The 17887-nt window shown below is 63.8% G+C and carries 14 protein-coding genes; 11 read left to right on the top strand and 3 right to left on the bottom strand.

What is annotated here, in order from left to right; genetic code table 11:
- Window positions 1–58: 58 nt before the first annotated feature.
- The 3 genes from AC2FNA_RS09910 to AC2FNA_RS09900 all read right to left on the bottom strand — a co-directional run bounded on the left by AC2FNA_RS09910 (window position 59) and on the right by AC2FNA_RS09900 (window position 4682).
- On the bottom strand, window positions 59–1219 hold the full coding sequence (locus AC2FNA_RS09910) for a BamA/TamA family outer membrane protein (RefSeq protein ID WP_496826089.1): 1161 nt from the start codon (window positions 1217–1219) through the stop codon (window positions 59–61).
- A gap of 4 nt (window positions 1220–1223) precedes the next feature.
- Window positions 1224–3479, bottom strand: coding sequence for a mechanosensitive ion channel domain-containing protein (locus AC2FNA_RS09905; RefSeq protein WP_496826087.1), 2256 nt, complete (start codon window positions 3477–3479; stop codon window positions 1224–1226).
- 297 nt (window positions 3480–3776) lie between these two features.
- Window positions 3777–4682, bottom strand: a complete 906-nt coding sequence (locus AC2FNA_RS09900) for a LysR family transcriptional regulator (protein WP_234136570.1) — start codon at window positions 4680–4682, stop codon at window positions 3777–3779.
- A gap of 171 nt (window positions 4683–4853) precedes the next feature.
- Between AC2FNA_RS09900 and AC2FNA_RS09895 the strand changes: the two genes are divergently transcribed.
- From AC2FNA_RS09895 to AC2FNA_RS09845, 11 genes are all read left to right on the top strand, one after another.
- Entirely contained in the window at window positions 4854–8273 is a 3420-nt protein-coding gene (locus AC2FNA_RS09895) for an indolepyruvate ferredoxin oxidoreductase family protein (RefSeq protein ID WP_496826085.1), read from the top strand.
- A gap of 81 nt (window positions 8274–8354) precedes the next feature.
- Complete coding sequence (locus AC2FNA_RS09890; RefSeq protein ID WP_496826083.1) at window positions 8355–9233, top strand: lysophospholipid acyltransferase family protein; 879 nt, start codon at window positions 8355–8357, stop codon at window positions 9231–9233.
- Window positions 9234–9241: 8 nt separating this feature from the next.
- On the top strand, window positions 9242–10051 hold the full coding sequence (murI, locus tag AC2FNA_RS09885; RefSeq protein WP_496826081.1) for a glutamate racemase: 810 nt from the start codon (window positions 9242–9244) through the stop codon (window positions 10049–10051).
- A gap of 90 nt (window positions 10052–10141) precedes the next feature.
- Window positions 10142–11170 carry an N-acetyl-gamma-glutamyl-phosphate reductase gene (gene argC / locus AC2FNA_RS09880; protein WP_496826080.1) on the top strand — a complete coding sequence of 343 codons (1029 nt, stop codon included), beginning with the start codon at window positions 10142–10144 and terminating at the stop codon, window positions 11168–11170.
- A 7-nt stretch (window positions 11171–11177) separates the two neighbouring features.
- Window positions 11178–11621 carry a cytochrome c maturation protein CcmE gene (gene ccmE, locus AC2FNA_RS09875; protein WP_496826078.1) on the top strand — a complete coding sequence of 148 codons (444 nt, stop codon included), beginning with the start codon at window positions 11178–11180 and terminating at the stop codon, window positions 11619–11621.
- A 132-nt stretch (window positions 11622–11753) separates the two neighbouring features.
- Window positions 11754–12365, top strand: a complete 612-nt coding sequence (locus AC2FNA_RS09870; protein WP_496826076.1) for a holin-associated N-acetylmuramidase — start codon at window positions 11754–11756, stop codon at window positions 12363–12365.
- Window positions 12356–12934 (top strand): holin family protein, encoded by a 579-nt coding sequence (locus tag AC2FNA_RS09865; protein ID WP_496826074.1) that lies wholly within the window; start codon window positions 12356–12358, stop codon window positions 12932–12934. The genes AC2FNA_RS09870 and AC2FNA_RS09865 overlap by 10 nt, the downstream gene beginning before the upstream one ends.
- Window positions 12935–13009: 75 nt before the next feature.
- A complete protein-coding gene (locus AC2FNA_RS09860) occupies window positions 13010–14974 on the top strand; it encodes a heme lyase CcmF/NrfE family subunit (RefSeq protein WP_496826072.1) in 1965 nt (654 codons plus the stop codon).
- Window positions 14971–15423 carry a cytochrome c-type biogenesis protein gene (locus tag AC2FNA_RS09855; RefSeq protein WP_496826070.1) on the top strand — a complete coding sequence of 151 codons (453 nt, stop codon included), beginning with the start codon at window positions 14971–14973 and terminating at the stop codon, window positions 15421–15423. Before AC2FNA_RS09860 ends, AC2FNA_RS09855 begins: the two co-directional genes overlap by 4 nt.
- Before the next feature lie 77 nt (window positions 15424–15500).
- Window positions 15501–16277: an enoyl-CoA hydratase-related protein gene (locus tag AC2FNA_RS09850; RefSeq protein WP_496826068.1), complete on the top strand. Its 777-nt coding sequence runs from the start codon at window positions 15501–15503 to the stop codon at window positions 16275–16277.
- 49 nt (window positions 16278–16326) lie between these two features.
- Window positions 16327–17880, top strand: a complete 1554-nt coding sequence (locus AC2FNA_RS09845) for a trypsin-like peptidase domain-containing protein (protein ID WP_496826066.1) — start codon at window positions 16327–16329, stop codon at window positions 17878–17880.
- Window positions 17881–17887: the final 7 nt, after the last annotated feature.

Below are 17887 nucleotides of genomic sequence, written 5' to 3'. Positions count from 1 at the left end.
GTTGCGCGCCTTTTAGGGCAAGGTCGCGGCGGGGGGAAGGGGCAAGAGGGCGCAGCGTTCAGAACCTTTGACCGACGTAGATATAGAGCAAGTCCTCGCCCGTCTGGTTGCTGCTGAGATCGACCGAGAAATCCAGCGGGAACTTGCGCGACAGGCGATAGCGCGCCCCGAGCCCCCAGGCCGAGCGCACGGTGCCGAGTGAAAAATCCGCAAAGCGGCGCCCCGTGGTGCCGACCCCGCCAAAGGCCACGACGCCCAGCCTGTTTCCCAAGCGCTGGCGCAACTCGACCTGGAGCGAGGCAGAGCGCTGGTCAAGAAACTCAGTAACCGAATAGCCCCGGAACCCGTCCGTGCCGCCCAGCGAGCAGAGATCGAAAAAAGGCGTGTCAGAGCTGGCCCCGCAGACCGAGGCGGCGGCGGCAAGCACCGCCCCTTTCCAGGGCTTGTGATAGACCGCGAGGTTGAGATAGGCGCGGGAATAATCGCCCGTCACGCCCTCGAGCGTGAGCCCGCGCGTGGCTTCGAAGTCGATCAGCGCGCCTTGGGTCGGATAGATGGTGTCGTCGCGCGTATCGAGGCTGGCGACGAGGCCGGGACTGATTATGCGCATCGAGGTGAACCGGTTGAACGGCGGCGGCAGCGGTGGCGTGCCGGGGCGGGCCAGGTCGATCGTGGTATCCAGATAGCGCAGCGACAGGCCCGCCGAGAACTGCCGGGTAAAGCCATAGGACAGGCTCACCCGTGCCAGCTCTCCTTTCTGGCGGATCGGTAGCTGGCCGATCCCTGTATAAAGGTCATAGTTCAGATTGGCGCGGGCATAGAGGCTTTCAATCTGCCAGCGATTGCCGTCAAAGGCAAAATTGCCGGCAAGCCCCACGCCTTCGCTGCCATTGTCCGATCTCAGCGCCCCGATGCCGATCATCGAGGGTTTCGAGTCAGGGTCGAGAGTAAAGAGATAGCCGGCCCCCAATACCAACCCCGAACCAATCGTAGGGTTGGAAAAGGGGATCGGCGCGACCACAAAGGAGCCCCGACGAAATCCGGGCAGCTCTTTGTCCTCGACCGAGGTGAAACGGCCGACCTCGGTTTCCAGCGTGGACTTGCCGGCCTGCGCGGCCGCTTGCGGCGCCGACCAGAGACACAGCAACAGCCCGGCGGCAAGCGCGCAAAGCGGGTGCCAAAGCCCCACAATGCCGCGCCTGTCGCCGGGCCTTTTCATGGGCCTATTCACCCTGGGTCTGTTCGTTGACGGCCTGGCTAGCAGCGGCGGCAACCGCCGATTTCTGCTCGGGCGTCATATGTTCGGCGTCGTCAAGGCCGGGAATGGCCACGCGCACCTCGCGGCGGGCAAAGTCGATGCCGTTGGCCTTGAACTCGGCCTTGACCTTGTTGAAGATCTCCTTGCGCAGGGTGAACTGCTTGCCGGGCTTGGCCATGAACTTGCCCCGGATGATCATGCCGACATCGTCGAAATCGAACACGCCCTGCGATTTGAACGGTTGCAGGAAGCCTTCGGCATGGGTCGGGTCGGCCATCATCTCGGCGCCGATCTTCTTGAAGATCTTCTTGACCTTGTTGGGATCGGTGTCGAAGGGCACGGTGAACTTCAGCTTCATGATCACCCAGTCGCGGCTGAAATTGGTCAGCTTGGCGATTTCACCATAGGGGATCGTGTGCACCGGGCCGCGATGGTGACGCAGCTGCATGGAACGGATCGAGATCTTTTCGACCGTACCGGTGGTGCCGCCCACGTCGACATACTCGCCCACGCGGAACGCGTCGTCGATCAGGAAGAACACCCCGCCCACGATATCGGCGACCAGCTTCTGGGCACCGAAACCGATGGCCAGGCCGAGGATCCCGGCACCGGCCAGCAGCGGCGTGATGTCCAGCCCGAGCGCCCCCAGCGCCAAGAGGCCAAAGATCACCGCGATGGCGACCTGTGCCGTGACGCGCAGCAAGGGCAGGACAGTCACCAGGCGCGAGCCTCCGGCGCCACCGCCTTCGCCCGCTTCCTCGTCGGGGCTTTGGTCTATCGCGGTCTGTTCCTTTGCCAGGCGACGGTTGATCCAGAGCGAGATGAGCTCGTCCAGAATGTAGCCTACGGCAACGATGATCAGGAACTGGATGACCGCACCCCCAACATCAGAACCGGCACCCGCCACGTTGCGCAGGTCGATCTGCCAGGCATTGGCGATCATCAGAACGACAAAGACCCCGGCCAGAACCCGGCCAATGCGGATATAGCTGCGCTTGGTGGCGCGATAGGCCTGTTCGGCGATGGCGCCGGTGCCAATGATCGGCGGTTGCAGATGCCGCACCAGCCCCCGGATCAGGGTGTCAATGGCCGGGGCCATCAGCAGCCAGAACATGGTCACGTAATGAGCGCCCGCGCCCACATTGGCCAGGACCGCCATGTCGCGGATCGCCACGAAATATTCGACGATCAGCCAGACAACGGCCGAGACGGCGATGGCGAAATAGGGGTAGTAGTTGGCGACCTTCTCGTCGAACTCGGTGCGGTCGGGATCATTACCGCGCATCATTTCGATCAGGCCGCTGCGCGCAGTCCAGGCGATCAGCGCGATATAGATGTGGATCGAGCTGTTCAGCCAGAACCCAAGCCTCATATCGCCCATCGCAACGCCGTTCAGATTATTGAAGGTGACGATGAAAAGTGTAAATCCGATCAGCAGGAACAGGCCGATCTGGTTGCGATGCAGATAGCGCGCCCAGTAGTCATTTGCATTGACAAGCCGCAGATCGGGCCGGTTCGGTGCCAGGATAAAGCGCGAGATCGCGGCCCCCAGACGCGGCAGCCAGATCAGGTAGAGCACGAAGGGAGCCGCATAGGCAATTTGTTCGGGCTCCAGCAGGCGGCGTCCGACAAAGACCAGGGTGTAGTAGAACACGACCAGCCCCAGAACCTCGCGGCAGAACCGGCGGAACAGATAGCTGACCGCGCCGCGCAGGTCGTCTGAAGCAGCAGCGGGGTCAGCCTTGATCCACGAGCGGGTTACATAGACCGCCAGCTTTTCGGCGGCGAAGCCGATTGCAAGGGCCAACAGGGTGTAACCGAACAGGGTGGCGATGCCGGCGCTGCCCAGCGAGTTTGCGAAATTCGACAGCGCCTCACCCTGTTTCGTCACCAGCAGCGGCACCTTGCGCAGGGCATCCAGCCACGAGGCGACCAGCGCCTTGGCCGCATCACCGACCTGGGCGATGGGCCCCTTGCGCGGTTCGGGCTTTTCCTGGCTGGCCTGCGCTACGGCATCCAGCCGTTCCAGCAGCAGGGCGCGGACCTGATCGTCGGACAGGCGCGCGACCAGATCGTCGACCTGGTCGGGGGTCAAGTCGTCGGGAACTGTGGGCGTGGTTGCCGCCGCGCTGCCCGAGGGCACCGGAACCTGGGCCGCCAACGGGACGGATATACAGAACAGGGCGGCCAGCAGGGCCAGCACCTTGAATAGCGGTTTCATTAATTGCCCTCGTGTATTCTTTGTATGTTTCGTTTCTACCCTGCGTTGGCGTGATTACAAACAGTATCATCCGAATAGAGAGAGCATCATCGGAACGGAGAGCTATTCCGGGCGAAAGACAAAAAAAGGCCGAGCACTAAGCTCGGCCATAGTCCAACAGGGAGGTATGAAAGTGACGAGCGTCTAAGCATCATCGCCTTCGAGTGCTGATTTAGGAGGCATGGGGCGTTTCTTCAAGAACTTTGATGTCGCAGGTGCAGCATTTCCGCTATGCAATTGTTGCATGGCTCGCCAAAATCAGAGAATCCCCAGCTCCTTCAGCTGTTTGCGATGGGCGATGATCTCTTCCTGCACAAAATCGCGGAACGCCGCCACCCGTTGGGAGTGACGCAGTTCCTCGGGATAGGCCAGATAAACCGGTACCTGGGCTGATTTGATATCGGGCAGGACATGGATGAGGTCGGGGAAATCCTGTGTCACATAGTCGGGCAGGACGCCGATGCCCAGATTGTGCAGTACGCCCTGAAGCACGCCGAAATAGTTGTTCACCGTCAGCAGCGACGAGGGGTTGTAGGCCAGCAGATGCTGGGCCAGCACCACGCTGGCACCAACCTGGGCGGCGTTGGTGTTCTGGCAGATCAGCCGATGTTCGCTGATGTCGCTGATATCCTGCGGGGTGCCCGCAGAGTCGAGATAGGCGCGCGTGGCATAAAGCTTCATCTCGACGGTCATCAGCCGTTTGCGGATCAGATCGGCCTGGCTGGGCTCTTTCATGCGGATGGCCACGTCGGCCTCGCGCATGGGCAGGTCCAGCACTCGTTCCTCGAGCATCAGATCGACCTTGAGATCGGGGTATTTCTGATAGAGCGCGGTCAGGCGCGGCGCCAGCCACAAGGTGCCAAAGCCAAAGGTGGTGGTGACGCGCAATTCGCCGAACACTTCTTCCTCGCTGTCGCGGATGCGGGCGGCGGCGGCATCCAGACGCTTGGCCATGGATTTCGTGGCGTCAAACAGCAGCTCGCCCTGTTCGGTGAGAATCAGGCCGCGCGCATGGCGGTGAAAGAGCGTCGCGTTCAACGATTCCTCAAGCGCCCGGATCTGACGGCTGACCGCCGATTGCGACAGGTTCAGACGGTCGCCCGCATGGGTCAGGCTGCCCGCATCGGCAACCGCGTGAAATATCCGAAGCTTGTCCCAGTCCATATCCGCAACTTTCTTTATGCGCCCGACGACCTATATGAAACACATGACAATTTCCACAAGGAACGGTGTATAACTGCGCGTGAAGGCGAAAAAACCACCTATGCAGGTCAGCAATTATGACCTATATTCGGGCATCACTGACAAGCCGATCCGGCGCAGGGGAGACGTCTGATGAGCCAACCCAAACTCACGCTAAACGACAAGTTCGATCTGGAGAAGAGCCCGGTGCTGCTGAACGGCACCCAGGCCCTGGTTCGCCTGATGTTGATGCAGAAGGCGCGTGATACTGCCGCCGGATTGAACACGGCGGGTCTGGTCACCGGCTATCGTGGTTCGCCGCTGGGCGCGGTCGATCTGCAGATGAGCCGGGCGCAAAAGCAGCTGAACGCGGCCGATGTCACCTTTCAGTTCGGCCTGAACGAGGATTTGGCGGCTACCGCGTTGTGGGGCAGCCAGCAGGCGGGGCTGCGCGGTGACGGCAAATATGACGGTGTCTTTGGCCTTTGGTACGGGAAGGGTCCGGGAGTGGACCGTTCGGGCGACGTGATGCGCCACGCCAACATGGCCGGTACCGCCAAACATGGCGGCGTTCTGATGGCGATGGGTGACGACCACACCGGCGAAAGCTCGACCGTGCTGCACCAGTCGGAATGGGCGCTGGTCGATGCCTATATGCCGGTGGTCAGCCCCGCGGGTGTGCAGGAGATCCTCGATTACGGCATCTACGGCTATGCGCTCAGCCGGTTCTCGGGCCTGTGGGTGGGTCTCAAGACCATGAAGGACACGATCGAGGTGACCTCGGTCGTGGATGGTCGACCTGATCGGGTGCAACTGGTGACCCCCGCGTTCGACATGCCCGAAGGCGGGCTGAACATTCGACTGGGTGACACGCCGCACCTGCAAGAGGGGCGGATCATCGACTATAAACGCTTTGCCGCCGAGGCGTTCAGCCGCGCCAACCGGATGGACAAGAGGGTCTGGGGCAAGCCGGGCGCCAAGATCGGCATCGCGGCGGCGGGCAAGAACTGGCTCGACCTGGTGCATGCGATGTCGCTCTTGAACATCGACGAGAATGAGGCGGAGCGGCTGGGCATCACCACCTACAAGATCGGCCAGACCTTTCCGCTGGACATGCAGAGCTTCCACGACTGGGCCGAAGTTCTCGATCTGGTTGTGATCGTCGAGGAAAAGCGCAAGCTGATCGAGGTGCAGGTCAAGGAAGCCATCTTTGACGACCGTCAGGGCCGCCGCGTCTATGGCTGGTACAAGGGCGGCGCCGGGGCGATGCACCGCGAGGAACTGTTCCCGACCCGTGGTGCGCTGGACCCGATCCTGATCGCCGAGAAGCTGGGCGCGATCTTTATCGAAGAGGGGCGCGAGACCGATGGGATCCGTGCCGGACTGAACGCGCTGGCCGATGCGCGGCGCAACGACAACGCGCAGGAAATCGCGTCGCGCCTGCCGTATTTCTGCTCGGGTTGCCCGCATAACAGCTCGACAAAGGTGCCCGATGGCAGCCGCGCCTATGCCGGGATCGGCTGTCACTACATGGTGCAGTGGATGGACCGGAACACCCAGGGGTTCACCCATATGGGCGGTGAAGGGGCGAACTGGATCGGCGAGGCGCCGTTTTCCAAGACCAACCACGTGTTCCAGAACCTGGGCGATGGCACCTATAACCATTCCGGCGTGCAGGCGATCCGCGCTGCCTTGGCGGCTGGCACCAACATCACCTACAAGATCCTGTTCAACGACGCGGTCGCAATGACCGGCGGACAGGAGAACGAAGGCGATTTGACCGCGCCCCGCATCGTGGCCGAGCTGAAAGCGATGGGCGTCAAGGAACTTGCCGTTGTCTATGACGACAAGGAAGACGTGGACCGGTCGCAGTTCCCCTCGGGCGTGCCGTTCCACGAGCGCGCCGAACTGATGCAGGTGCAAAAGCGGTTCCGCGAGATCGAGGGCGTCAGTGCCATCGTCTATATCCAGACCTGCGCCGCCGAGAAACGCCGCCGCCGCAAGCGCGGCACCTTCCCTGACCCGGACAAGCGGGTGTTCATCAACACTGATATCTGCGAGGGCTGCGGCGATTGCGGAGTTCAGTCGAACTGTGTCTCGATCGTGCCCAAGGAAACCGAACTGGGCCGCAAACGCGCGATCGACCAATCCTCGTGCAACAAGGATTTCTCTTGCGTCAAAGGGTTCTGCCCGTCCTTCGTGACGGTGCAGGGGGCCAAGATCCGCAAGGAGGCCACCGCCGAGATCGACCTGCCGCATCTGCCGATGCCGAACCTGCCCGCCATCACCGGCACCCATAACGTGGTGATCACCGGCGTTGGCGGCACTGGCGTGGTGACTATCGGTGCGGTACTGGCGCAGGCCGCCCAGATCGACGGCAAGGGCGCGGGCATGATGGAAATGGCGGGACTGGCGCAAAAGGGCGGCGCCGTACATATCCACTGCCGCATTGCCAACCGACCCGAGGATATCAGCGCCATCCGCGTCGCCACCGGCGAGGCGCATGCGCTGATCGGTGGTGACCTTGTGGTCAGTGCCGGTGCCAAGACACTGGGCCTGACCCGCACCGGCACCACCGGCGCGGTGGTTAACAGCCACGAAATCATCACCGGTGATTTCACCCGCAACACCGAATTCACCATCCCCGCCGACCGGCTGAGCCTGGCGCTGGAGGCGCGGCTGAAAGAGCGGCTCGACCTGTTCGATGCATCAGAGCTGGCGCGCGCGGTGATGGGCGATTCGATCTATTCCAACATGATGGTGTTCGGCGCCGCCTGGCAGCGCGGGCTGCTGCCGGTCAGCCACGAGGCCATCATGCAGGCGATCGAACTGAACGGCGCCGCGGTCGAACGCAACAAGCGCGCGTTCGACATCGGCCGCTGGGCAGTGCTGCACCCGGACGAGGCCGCGCATCTGATCCGGCCCGGCGTGGTCGAACTGCCGAAATCGCCCGAGGACAAGATCGCCTATCGCGCCGAACACCTGACCGCCTATCAGGGCGCGCGTCTGGCCAAGCGCTATCGCAAGCTGGTCGACGGGATCGAGGACGGTGATCTGCGCGCGGCGGTGGCCGAGGGCTATCACAAGCTCTTGTCCTACAAGGATGAATACGAGGTGGCGCGCCTGCTGCTCGACAGCCGCGACAAGGCCGCGGCCGAGTTTGATGGTGATCTGAAGCTGACCCTGCATCTGGCACCGCCGATCCTGGGCGGCAAGGATGCGGATGGGCGCCCGAAAAAGCGCGAGTTTTCCGAGCGATGGCTGGGGTTGTTCAAGCTTTTGGCGCGGATGAAGGGGCTGCGCGGCACGCCACTCGACCTGTTCGGCTATACCGCCGAGCGCAAGATGGAGCGGGCGCTGATCCGGCAATATGAAAAGGACATGCGCGAGGTGCTGCCGAAACTCGACACACGTACCCGCGATGCCATCGTGGCGCTGGCACGGTTGCCGCTGGACATCCGCGGCTTTGGCCCGGTGAAACTGGCAAACGAGGCCAAGGCCGCCAAGCGGCGCGAGGAACTCTTGTCGGTGATCCGTGATGGCGGGCCGGAACTGGCAAAAGCGGCAGAATAACGCGTCATTTCGCTGTTACAAGCTCTATGCAAAATCCAGGACTGCCCCTATTTCAGGGGCAGTTTTTTTTCGGAGCTATTCATGACCGCACAGCGCCATATCGCCCGCGATATCAGCTATGCCCATTCCGCCGCCACCAGGGGAGGACGGGCGGTGATCCGCCTGATGGAGAACACCACCGGCCGCCTGGGCCTGATCCGACGGGCGCAGGGATACGAACGCGAGGTGGCCCGGGGCCGTGACTTCTGGGCGGTGATGGCCGAGCGCTATGGCCTGACACTGGATGTGGTGGGCGGCGCGCTGGCGAATATTCCGCAAGATGGCCCGCTGATCCTGATCGCCAATCACCCTTATGGTATCCTCGACGGGCTGATGATGGGGCATATACTGTCTCAGTCACGGGGAGATTTCCGCATCATTGCAAACCGCGTGTTCCGCAAGGCCGAGGATATCAACCGGATCATCCTGCCGATATCGTTCGACGACACCCGCGAGGCCATGCAATTGAACATCGACACCCGCCGACAGGCGTTGAACTATCTGGGGCAGGGTGGTGCGATCGGCATTTTTCCAGGCGGCACCGTCTCGACCGGGCTGCATCCGTTCTCGCATCCGATGGATCCGGGCTGGCGCGGCTTTACCGCGCGGATGGTGGCGAAATCCAACGCGGTGGTCGTTCCGGTGTTCTTCGACGGCCATACCAGCCGCCTGTTCCAGATCGCGAGCCACCTTCATGCAACCCTGCGCATGGGCCTGTTGATCAAGGAATTCCGCAAACGGGTGGATACGCCCGTGCGGGTGGTGGTGGGCCAGCCCATCGGGCGCGACATTCTGGACCCTTTGGCCCGCGACACGCGCAAGATGATGGATTTTCTGCGCAAGGCGACGTATGAGCTGTCTCCGACGCCGCTCAAGTCCTATGACTACGGCTATGAATTCGAGGAACGGCATCGCGCCTGAAGGAACAGATGGCAGTAGGGATATTCGATTCGGGCCTGGGTGGTCTGACCGTGCTGGAAGCGGCGCAGAAACGGTTGCCGGATGTAGAGTTCCTCTACTATGCCGACAGCGCGCATGCGCCTTATGGGGTGCGCACGCCCGAGGATATCTTTCAACTGACCCGCGCGGCGGTACATGATCTGTGGAACCGGGGCTGTGACCTTGTGATCCTGGCCTGCAACACCGCCAGCGCCGCCGCGCTGCGCCGGATGCAGGAAGAGGGCGTGCCGCCGGGCAAGCGGGTGCTGGGCGTGTTCGTGCCGCTGATCGAGGCGCTGACCGAGCGGCAATGGGGCGACAACAGCCCCCCGCGCGAGGTCGAGGTCAAGAACGTCGCCCTGTTCGCCACGCCCGCCACCGTGGCCAGCCGCGCGTTCCAACGCGAACTGGCCTTTCGTGCCATCGGTGTGGATGTCGAGGCGCAGGCCTGTGGCGGGGTGGTCGATGCCATCGAAGAGGGCGACCTGATCCTGGCAGAGGCGCTGGTGCGCAGCCATGTGGACGCGCTGAAACGCAAAATGCCTTATCCACAGGCGGCGATCCTGGGCTGTACCCATTATCCGCTGATGGAGCCGATCTTTCAGGACGCACTGGGCCCCGATGTGCGGGTGTTCAGCCAGGGCAATCTGGTGGCCGACAGCCTGGCCGATTACCTGGAGCGTCATCCGAACATGCGCGGCAGCGGCGCGGCGGGGTATCTGACCACCGGTAAACCTGCAACGGTCAGCAATCGCGCGACCCAGTTCCTGCGACGACAGATCACCTTTGCCGCCGCCTGACTTCGGTCAAGGCGCGCGCTGCCTCACCGTCTTATGCCCCATGCGGGGCAGTCGCGATGCGACGAAACCACAGTTGAGAAGAGGTCTGACATGACCCACAAGATCGCAATTCTGGGCGCCAGCGGTTACACCGGGGCCGAACTGATCCGGCTGATCGCCGAACATCCGAACATGGAGATCGTCGCCCTGTCGGGCGAGCGCAAGGCCGGGCAGAGCATGGCTGAGGTGTTCCCGCATCTGCGCCATCTGGACCTGCCGGTGCTGTGCAAGATCGACGAGATCGACTTTGCCGGGATCGACCTTTGTTTCTGCGCGCTGCCGCATAAGACCAGCCAGGAGGTGATCCGCGCGCTGCCTTCAACGCTCAAGATCGTCGATCTGAGCGCCGATTTCCGGCTGCGCGACCCCGAGGCCTATCGCAAATGGTATGGCAACGAACACGTTGCGCTGGAACAGCAGGCCGAGGCGGTTTATGGCCTGACCGAGTTCTACCGCGAGCAGATCCGCACCGCGCGGCTGGTGGCGGGAACAGGCTGCAACGCGGCCACCGGTCAATATGTGCTGCGGCCGCTGATCGCCGCCGGTGTCATTGACCTGGACGAGATCATCCTCGACCTGAAATGCGCGGTGTCCGGCGCGGGGCGCAGCCTGAAAGAGAACCTGCTGCATGCCGAGTTGAGTGAGGGCTATAACGCCTATGCGGTGGGTGGCACCCACCGGCATCTGGGTGAGTTCGATCAGGAATTCTCGGCGCTGGCGGGGCGTCCGGTGCAGGTGCAGTTTACCCCGCATCTGATCCCCGCCAACCGGGGCATCCTGGCCACCGCCTATGTGCGCGGCGATGCGCAAACCGTGCATCAGACGCTGGCGGCTGCCTATGCGGACGAACCGTTCCTGCATGTGCTGCCCTTTGGCGAGACACCCTCGACCCATCATGTACGCGGCTCGAACCATTGCCATATCGGGGTGACGGGCGACCGCATCGCGGGCCGGGCTATCGTGATCGCGGCGCTGGATAACCTGACAAAAGGTAGCAGTGGCCAGGCCTTGCAGAACGCCAACCTGATGTTAGGTGAAACAGAGACCACCGGGCTGACCATGGCCCCGCTATTCCCGTGAGGACGAGATGAAATCGCTGAAGAAACAACGACGTATCCAGGTGATCATACTGGCGACTGTCGCTCTGGTTCTGGCGACGGGGTTGATCGGCTATGCCATGCGCGACGGCATTAACTTCTTCCGGGCGCCGAGCGACATCATCGCCGAACCGCCGCAGCCCAGCGAGACCTTTCGCATCGGCGGGCTGGTCGAGGATGGCACCCTCGTGCGGGGACAGGGCGAGACTGTGCGCTTTTCGGTGACCGATGGCGGCGCCAGCGTGCCGGTTGTCTTTACCGGTGTGCTGCCCGATCTCTTTGCCGAGAACCAGGGCATGATCGGAACCGGGCGTTACGTGAATGGCGTCTTTGAAGCCTCGGAAATCCTTGCCAAACATGACGAGACCTATATGCCGAAAGAGGTCATGGACGCGCTCAAGGAGCAGGGCGTCTATCAGGCGCCAGACAGCTGACGAGGCGCCTCCGGCGGGAGTATTTCAGGCGAAATGAAGACAGGGGCGTTGCGCAAGCGGCGCCCTTTGCTGTTTCGCGGGATTAACTCTTTTTCGGCCTCATCAGGGCGGTTCTGATGGAGGTCGAGACCAATGCAGACGGTAAGGCAGATCGCCCAGGAGATCGTGGCACGAGAGGGCGGATTCGTGAACGATCCCGACGATCCGGGCGGGGCGACCAATTTCGGGGTGACCATCCACACGATGCGGCGGCTGGGGCTGGATGTGACCGGTGACGGCGTGGTGGATGTGGCCGATGTGCGGGCGCTGAGCCGGGAGCAGGCGGTCGAGTTATTCCTGACCCACTATTTTGCCCGCCCGAGGATCGGCGAGATGCCCGAGGCGGTGCAAGCCTCGCTGTTCGACATGTATGTCAACGCGGGCGGCAATGCGGTCAAGATTCTGCAACGGCTGCTGCGTGACATGGGTTATGAGGTGGCGGTGGACGGCGCAATCGGGCCGCAGACCCTGCGCGCGGCGCAGGATGCGGCGGTGCCGCGCCCCGATGCGCTGCGCGATGCCTATGGGGTGGCGCGGCGCAACTATTACTTTCGCCTCGCCGACCGGCGCCCGGCCAGCCGCAAATACGCCCGCACCCGCGCGGGCGACAAGGGCGGCTGGATCAAGCGGGCCGAGGAATTCATGGCGCCTGAGTACCGCCTGAGCGATGCAGAGTTTCAGCGGAGGGTTTCGGGATGGGACTGATCGGCGATCTGTTGGGGATGCTGTTTGGCGGTGGTCGCAGCGCGGTGCGCGAAACGGTCGAGGTGTTTCGCGAGAATGCCGAGGCAGGGGCGGCGCGCGCGACCCAGGTACAGATGGGCGCGCTGGACCAGTTCGCGGCCGAATTCGCGCAGCGCCGGCGCGGCGGGTTCGACCGGTTCATGGACGGGCTCAACCGATTGCCGCGCCCCGCGCTGGCACTGGGGACGCTGGGCCTGTTCATCGCGGCGATGGCCGATCCGATCTGGTTCGGCGAACGAATGCAGGGCTTGGCGTTGGTGCCCGAACCGCTCTGGTGGCTGCTGGGCGTCATCGTGTCGTTCTACTTCGGCGCCCGGCATCAAGCCAAGACACAGGATTTCCAGCGCGATCTGGCCGCCACGATGGCCCGCGTACCGCAGGCGGTCGAGAATATCCAAACCCTGCGCGCCCTGCGCCATGACAGCCCCGGCGTGGCCGACACCGGCACCGATGTGAAAACGGCGCTGGCGGCGTCCACACCCGAAGCAAACCTTGCGCTGGAGGAGTGGCGCCGCCTGAAACGGGCCTGACGGCGCGACACTATGCGCCGCCGATCCCGGCGAAAGGGATTGGCGGTGCCGGGGCCGGGGTCTATATCTCGGGTCATGATTACGGAACTCGGTCACTTCGCCCTCATCCTCGCCTTCATGGTCGCCATCGTGCAGATGGTCGTTCCCATGATCGGAGCCCATAAACGCTGGCCCGGCTGGATGGCGCTGGCCGAACCGGCGGCGGGGGCGCAGTTCCTGCTGACCGCCTTTGCCTTTGCCGCGCTGGTCTGGGCCTTTGTGACCTCGGATTTCTCGCTGCGGCTGGTGGTGTTGAACAGCCATTCGGCCAAGCCGATGCTGTACAAGATCAGCGGCACATGGGGCAATCACGAGGGCTCCATGCTGCTCTGGGTGCTGATCGTCACCCTGTTCGGCGCCATGGCGGCCTGGTTTGGCGGCGGTCTGCCGCCGACGCTCAAGGCCCGCGTGCTGGCGGTGCAATCGGCGATTGCGGTGGCGTTCTTTGCCTTTATCCTTTTTACCTCGAACCCGTTCCTGCGGCTGGCGGTGCCACCCTTTGACGGGCAGGACCTGAACCCGCTGTTGCAGGATCCGGGCCTCGCGTTCCATCCGCCGTTCCTCTATCTCGGCTATGTGGGCCTGAGCATGGCGTTTTCCTTTGCCGTGGCTGCTCTGATCGAGGGGCGCGTCGATGCCGCCTGGGGCCGCTGGGTGCGGCCCTGGACGCTGGCGGCCTGGATTTTCCTGACCATCGGGATCGCGCTGGGATCGTGGTGGGCCTATTACGAGCTGGGCTGGGGCGGCTTCTGGTTCTGGGACCCGGTTGAAAACGCCAGCTTCATGCCCTGGCTGCTGGCCGCTGCCTTGCTGCATTCGGCCATCGTGGTGGAAAAGCGCGAGGCGTTGAAAAGCTGGACCATCCTGCTGGCGATCCTTGCCTTCGGCTTCTCGCTCATCGGCACCTTCATCGTGCGCTCGGGCTTGCTGACCAGTGTGCATGCCTTTGCCAACGACCCCGAGCGGGGGGTGTTCATCCTGATCATTCTGGGCCTCTTTACCGGTGGCGCGCTGACGCTCTTTGCCGCGCGCGCGCAGGCGATGGAGGCCAAGGGCGTCTTTTCAATGGTGAGCCGGGAAAGCGCGCTGGTACTCAACAATATCCTGTTGGCGGTGTCGGCCTTTGTGGTGTTCTTCGGCACGCTCTGGCCGATCCTGGCCGAGATGTTCTTTGACCGCAAACTCTCGGTCGGGGCGCCGTTCTTCAACGCGGCCTTTACCCCGTTCATGGTGGCGTTGGGTGTGGTGTTGCCGTTGGGCGCCATGCTGCCGTGGAAACGCGGCAAGCTGGGCCGGGCGGCGCACAGCCTGCGCTATGCCTTTGTGCTGGCGCTGGCGCTGGCGATCCTGGTCTGGGTGCTGCAGACCGGGCGCAGCGCGCTGGGGCCGGTGGGCCTGTTCCTGGGGGCGTGGATCACCTTCGGCGCCATTGTCGATCTGTGGTCGCGCACCGGGCGCCGTGGCAGTGTGGCGCGGCTGTTCCGTCTGCCGCGCGCTGACTGGGGCAAGGCGGTGGCCCATTCCGGTCTGGGTGTCACCATGTTCGCCATTGCCGGGCTGATGGCCTGGGAGGTCGAGGATATTCGCGTCGCCCGTCTCGGCGAACCTTTCGAGGTGGGCGGGTTCACCCTGACGCTCGACGGGGTCGAGCGGGTGCAGGGGCCCAACTATATATCGACCATGGGCAGTGTCCGGCTGGAAAAGGCGGGCCGCGCAATCGACACGCTGCACCCCGAAAAGCGCGACTATCCGGTCGCGCGCATGCCCACCACCGAGGCGGCGATCGACTATCGTATTCTGCGCGATGTCTATGTTGTGATCGGCGACCAGCAGGATGACGGCGGCTGGACCATACGGACCTATATCAAGCCCTTTGCCAACTGGATCTGGGGCGGCTGCATCCTGATGGCACTTGGCGGTGCGCTCAGCCTCAGCGATCGGCGCTTCCGGGTGGCGGCGGGTGCGCACAAGGCACCGGCCAGCGGGGTGCCCGCGGAATGAAACGCCTGATTTTGATCCTGTCGCTGATCGCGGCGCCGCTCTGGGCGGTGCAGCCTGACGAGGTGCTGGACGATCCCGCGCTCGAATCCCGCGCGCGGGACCTGAGTGAGGGGCTGCGCTGCCTTGTCTGTCGCAACGAGAGCATCGACGAATCCAATGCCGAGCTGGCCCGCGACCTGCGTCTGTTGTTGCGCGAACGGCTGGTGGCGGGGGATACCGACGAACAGGCGGTGGCCTATATCGTAGACCGCTACGGCGAATACGTGCTGCTGAAACCCACAACCACGGGGGCCAACTGGCTGCTTTGGCTGGCCGGTCCCCTGATGCTGCTGGCGGCGGCGGGCATGGGCTGGGGTTTTGTGCGCGGGCGGGCCATGGCGGCACCCGCGACCGAAACGGCTCTCAACCCCGAAGAGCAGGAGCGCCTGCGCCGTATTCTGGAAGAGTGACGCGCGGTTTCGCTTTCCCAACACGTCAACTTGCGCCAGTTTGCGGCGCATCAGCATCCAACCGGGGGTCTCTACGCATGCAATACGACACCATCTCTCTGGACATCGCCGATGGTCTGGCGGTTCTGACCCTGAACCGCCCTGACAAGATGAACGCGCTGACCAGCCGGATGCGGGCCGAGATCACCCATGCGATGAAGGCCGCCGGGCGCGAAGCGCGCGCCATCGTGCTGACGGGGGCTGGCCGTGCGTTTTGCACCGGTCAGGATCTGGGTGATGCGGGCAGTTCCGGCAAGATCGACCTCGAACGCACCCTGCGCGACGAATACAACCCCATGCTCGAGGCGATTTATGATTGCCCGGTACCGACCATCGCTGCGGTGAACGGGCCCGCGGCGGGGGCAGGGGCCAATCTGGCGCTCTGTGCCGATGTGGTGATCGCAACCGAAAGCGCCTATTTCCTGCAGGCCTTTGCCCGCATCGGCCTGATGCCCGATGCCGGCGGTACCTGGTTCCTGCCGCGCCAGATGGGGCTGGCCAAGGCGATGGGTGCGGCACTGTTCGCCGACAAGATCGACGCCCGCCAGGCCGAGGCTTGGGGCATGATCTGGGAGGCTGTGCCGGATGCCGACTTCGACGCCCATTGGCGCAAGCGCGCTGCCTATCTGGCCAATGGCCCCACCGCTGCATTCGCCAATATCAAGAAAGCGATCCGGGGCACTTATGGCACCGCGCTGTCCGACCAGCTGGCGACCGAGGCGCATTTGCAGGGCGAATGCGGCCGCAGCCGCGATTTTCAGGAAGGCGTCGTTGCCTTCATGGAAAAGCGCGCCGCCAAGTTTGAAGGTCGGTGAACGAAGGCCGGATTGACAACCGACCATGTAGGCTGGGCATCATGGCGACATGAGCGTGCCCAGCCATAGCCCCGATGCGGCCGTCCTGGAACATCTGACCGGGCGAAACCGGGGACTCTATTCCTGGATCACTTCGGATCGGGTCGAGCTGCTGATTGACCGCGATGGGTGGCTGCGGGTGCTGGCACCGGGAGACGTCGGTATCCCCGGAGAGTTGATTGCGCGGGTGCGACGTCAAGAGGGGGTCTATCATCTTATCACCGCGCCGGGCGCGCGGGTCTGGGTCAATCGTCAGCCGGTCGAGGCCGCTGTCCTGTCCCATGGCGATGTGATCGAGTTCGGCGAGCAGGGGCCGCTGTCGCGTCTGCGTATCTATGACGAACGTCGCCGCCCGCATCCCACCCTGGCCGAGATGTTGGGGGACGCGCTCAGCTATCTGCGCACCAGCCGCCGCCCGATGCTGGCCCGCCTGCCGCGCGCGGCGGGGATGTTCCTGGCCCGGCTCCTGGGCAACGGGGCCTTGCTGTTTCGTGGGCTGGTCTTGCTTGGCCTCGTGGCGCTGGCGGCTCTGGCGGTCTGGCAGATTCGCGCCGACCGCGCCCTACGCGCTCAATATGAAAGCGGCCGTTTTCAGGTCGAGGCGCTGGCCTCGGCCCTGGCAGAGGCGCGGCGCGAGGCGATCCGGCCCGGCGATCTGGACGCGCTCCAGGACGAGATCGGCATCCGCCTGCAACTGAATGCCGAGCGGCTCGACACGCTCGAGGAGCGCTCAGGCGCCGGGACCCGCGTGATTTCGACCGCTGCGGGGTCGGTGGCCTTCATCCAGGGCGGCTATGGGTTGCGTCACCGCGACAGTGGCCGGATGTTGCGCCACGTGCTGGATGCGGCAGGCAACCGGCTGATGCTGCCGAACGGGCAGCCGATGCTCTCGCTCGACGGCACCGGGCCGGTGGCCGAGGTACAGTATACCGGCACCGGTTTCGTGCTGGCGGATACCGGGCTTATCGCCACCAACCGTCATGTTGCCGTCCCATGGGAAAAATCCGCCGCCATGGGCTTTGGCGGGGACGCGATGGAGCCGGTCTTTACCCGCTTCATCGCCTATTTTCCGGCCCGGCCCGATCCGGTCGACCTGGAGGTGCGGGGCCTGAGCGACAGTGCCGATCTGGCGCTTGTGGCACCCGTCGCGCCGGTCGATTTGCCGCCGGGCCTGCCGCTGGCCGAGGCTGCGCCGCCGCCGGGGCTCGAGGTGCTGGTGATGGGCTATCCGACCGGGCTGATGTCGATGCTGGCGCGCTCGGGCACCGGTTTCGTCGAGGAGTTGCGCGGTGCCGGTGTCACCGGGTTCTGGGAGGTGGCGGCGCGGCTTGCGGGCGAGGGGCTGATCTGGCCGCTGGCCAGCCGGGGCATCGTTGGGCAGGTGACCCCTGCACTGGTGACCTATGATGCCGAAACCACCCATGGCGGCAGCGGCGGGCCGGTGCTGAACCTGCGCGGTCAGGTGGTGGCGGTCAATACCGCGATCCTGCCGGATTTCGGCGGCTCGAACCTGGGCGTGCCGGTGGCGCGGCTGCGGGCGCTGCTGAACGCGCCCGCAGACTAAGCGCCAG

This window comes from Ruegeria sp. YKSD163 (assembly GCF_059612905.1).
Note: the sequence above shows the minus strand (reverse complement) of the source record. Positions and strands in the feature narration are given on the sequence as shown.

What these genes read in the sequence shown, in the direction of transcription:
- AC2FNA_RS09855 (WP_496826070.1), top strand. Translation starts at nt 14,971, where the DNA reads ATGAAACGCCTGATTTTGATCCTGTCGCTGATCGCGGCGCCGCTCTGG.
- AC2FNA_RS09895 (WP_496826085.1), top strand. Translation starts at nt 4,854, where the DNA reads ATGAGCCAACCCAAACTCACGCTAAACGACAAGTTCGATCTGGAGAAG.
- argC (WP_496826080.1), top strand. Translation starts at nt 10,142, where the DNA reads ATGACCCACAAGATCGCAATTCTGGGCGCCAGCGGTTACACCGGGGCC.
- AC2FNA_RS09910 (WP_496826089.1), bottom strand. Translation starts at nt 1,219, where the DNA reads ATGAAAAGGCCCGGCGACAGGCGCGGCATTGTGGGGCTTTGGCACCCG.
- AC2FNA_RS09900 (WP_234136570.1), bottom strand. Translation starts at nt 4,682, where the DNA reads ATGGACTGGGACAAGCTTCGGATATTTCACGCGGTTGCCGATGCGGGC.
- AC2FNA_RS09865 (WP_496826074.1), top strand. Translation starts at nt 12,356, where the DNA reads ATGGGACTGATCGGCGATCTGTTGGGGATGCTGTTTGGCGGTGGTCGC.
- AC2FNA_RS09860 (WP_496826072.1), top strand. Translation starts at nt 13,010, where the DNA reads ATGATTACGGAACTCGGTCACTTCGCCCTCATCCTCGCCTTCATGGTC.
- ccmE (WP_496826078.1), top strand. Translation starts at nt 11,178, where the DNA reads ATGAAATCGCTGAAGAAACAACGACGTATCCAGGTGATCATACTGGCG.
- AC2FNA_RS09870 (WP_496826076.1), top strand. Translation starts at nt 11,754, where the DNA reads ATGCAGACGGTAAGGCAGATCGCCCAGGAGATCGTGGCACGAGAGGGC.
- AC2FNA_RS09845 (WP_496826066.1), top strand. Translation starts at nt 16,327, where the DNA reads ATGAGCGTGCCCAGCCATAGCCCCGATGCGGCCGTCCTGGAACATCTG.
- AC2FNA_RS09850 (WP_496826068.1), top strand. Translation starts at nt 15,501, where the DNA reads ATGCAATACGACACCATCTCTCTGGACATCGCCGATGGTCTGGCGGTT.
- AC2FNA_RS09890 (WP_496826083.1), top strand. Translation starts at nt 8,355, where the DNA reads ATGACCGCACAGCGCCATATCGCCCGCGATATCAGCTATGCCCATTCC.
- AC2FNA_RS09905 (WP_496826087.1), bottom strand. Translation starts at nt 3,479, where the DNA reads ATGAAACCGCTATTCAAGGTGCTGGCCCTGCTGGCCGCCCTGTTCTGT.
- murI (WP_496826081.1), top strand. Translation starts at nt 9,242, where the DNA reads ATGGCAGTAGGGATATTCGATTCGGGCCTGGGTGGTCTGACCGTGCTG.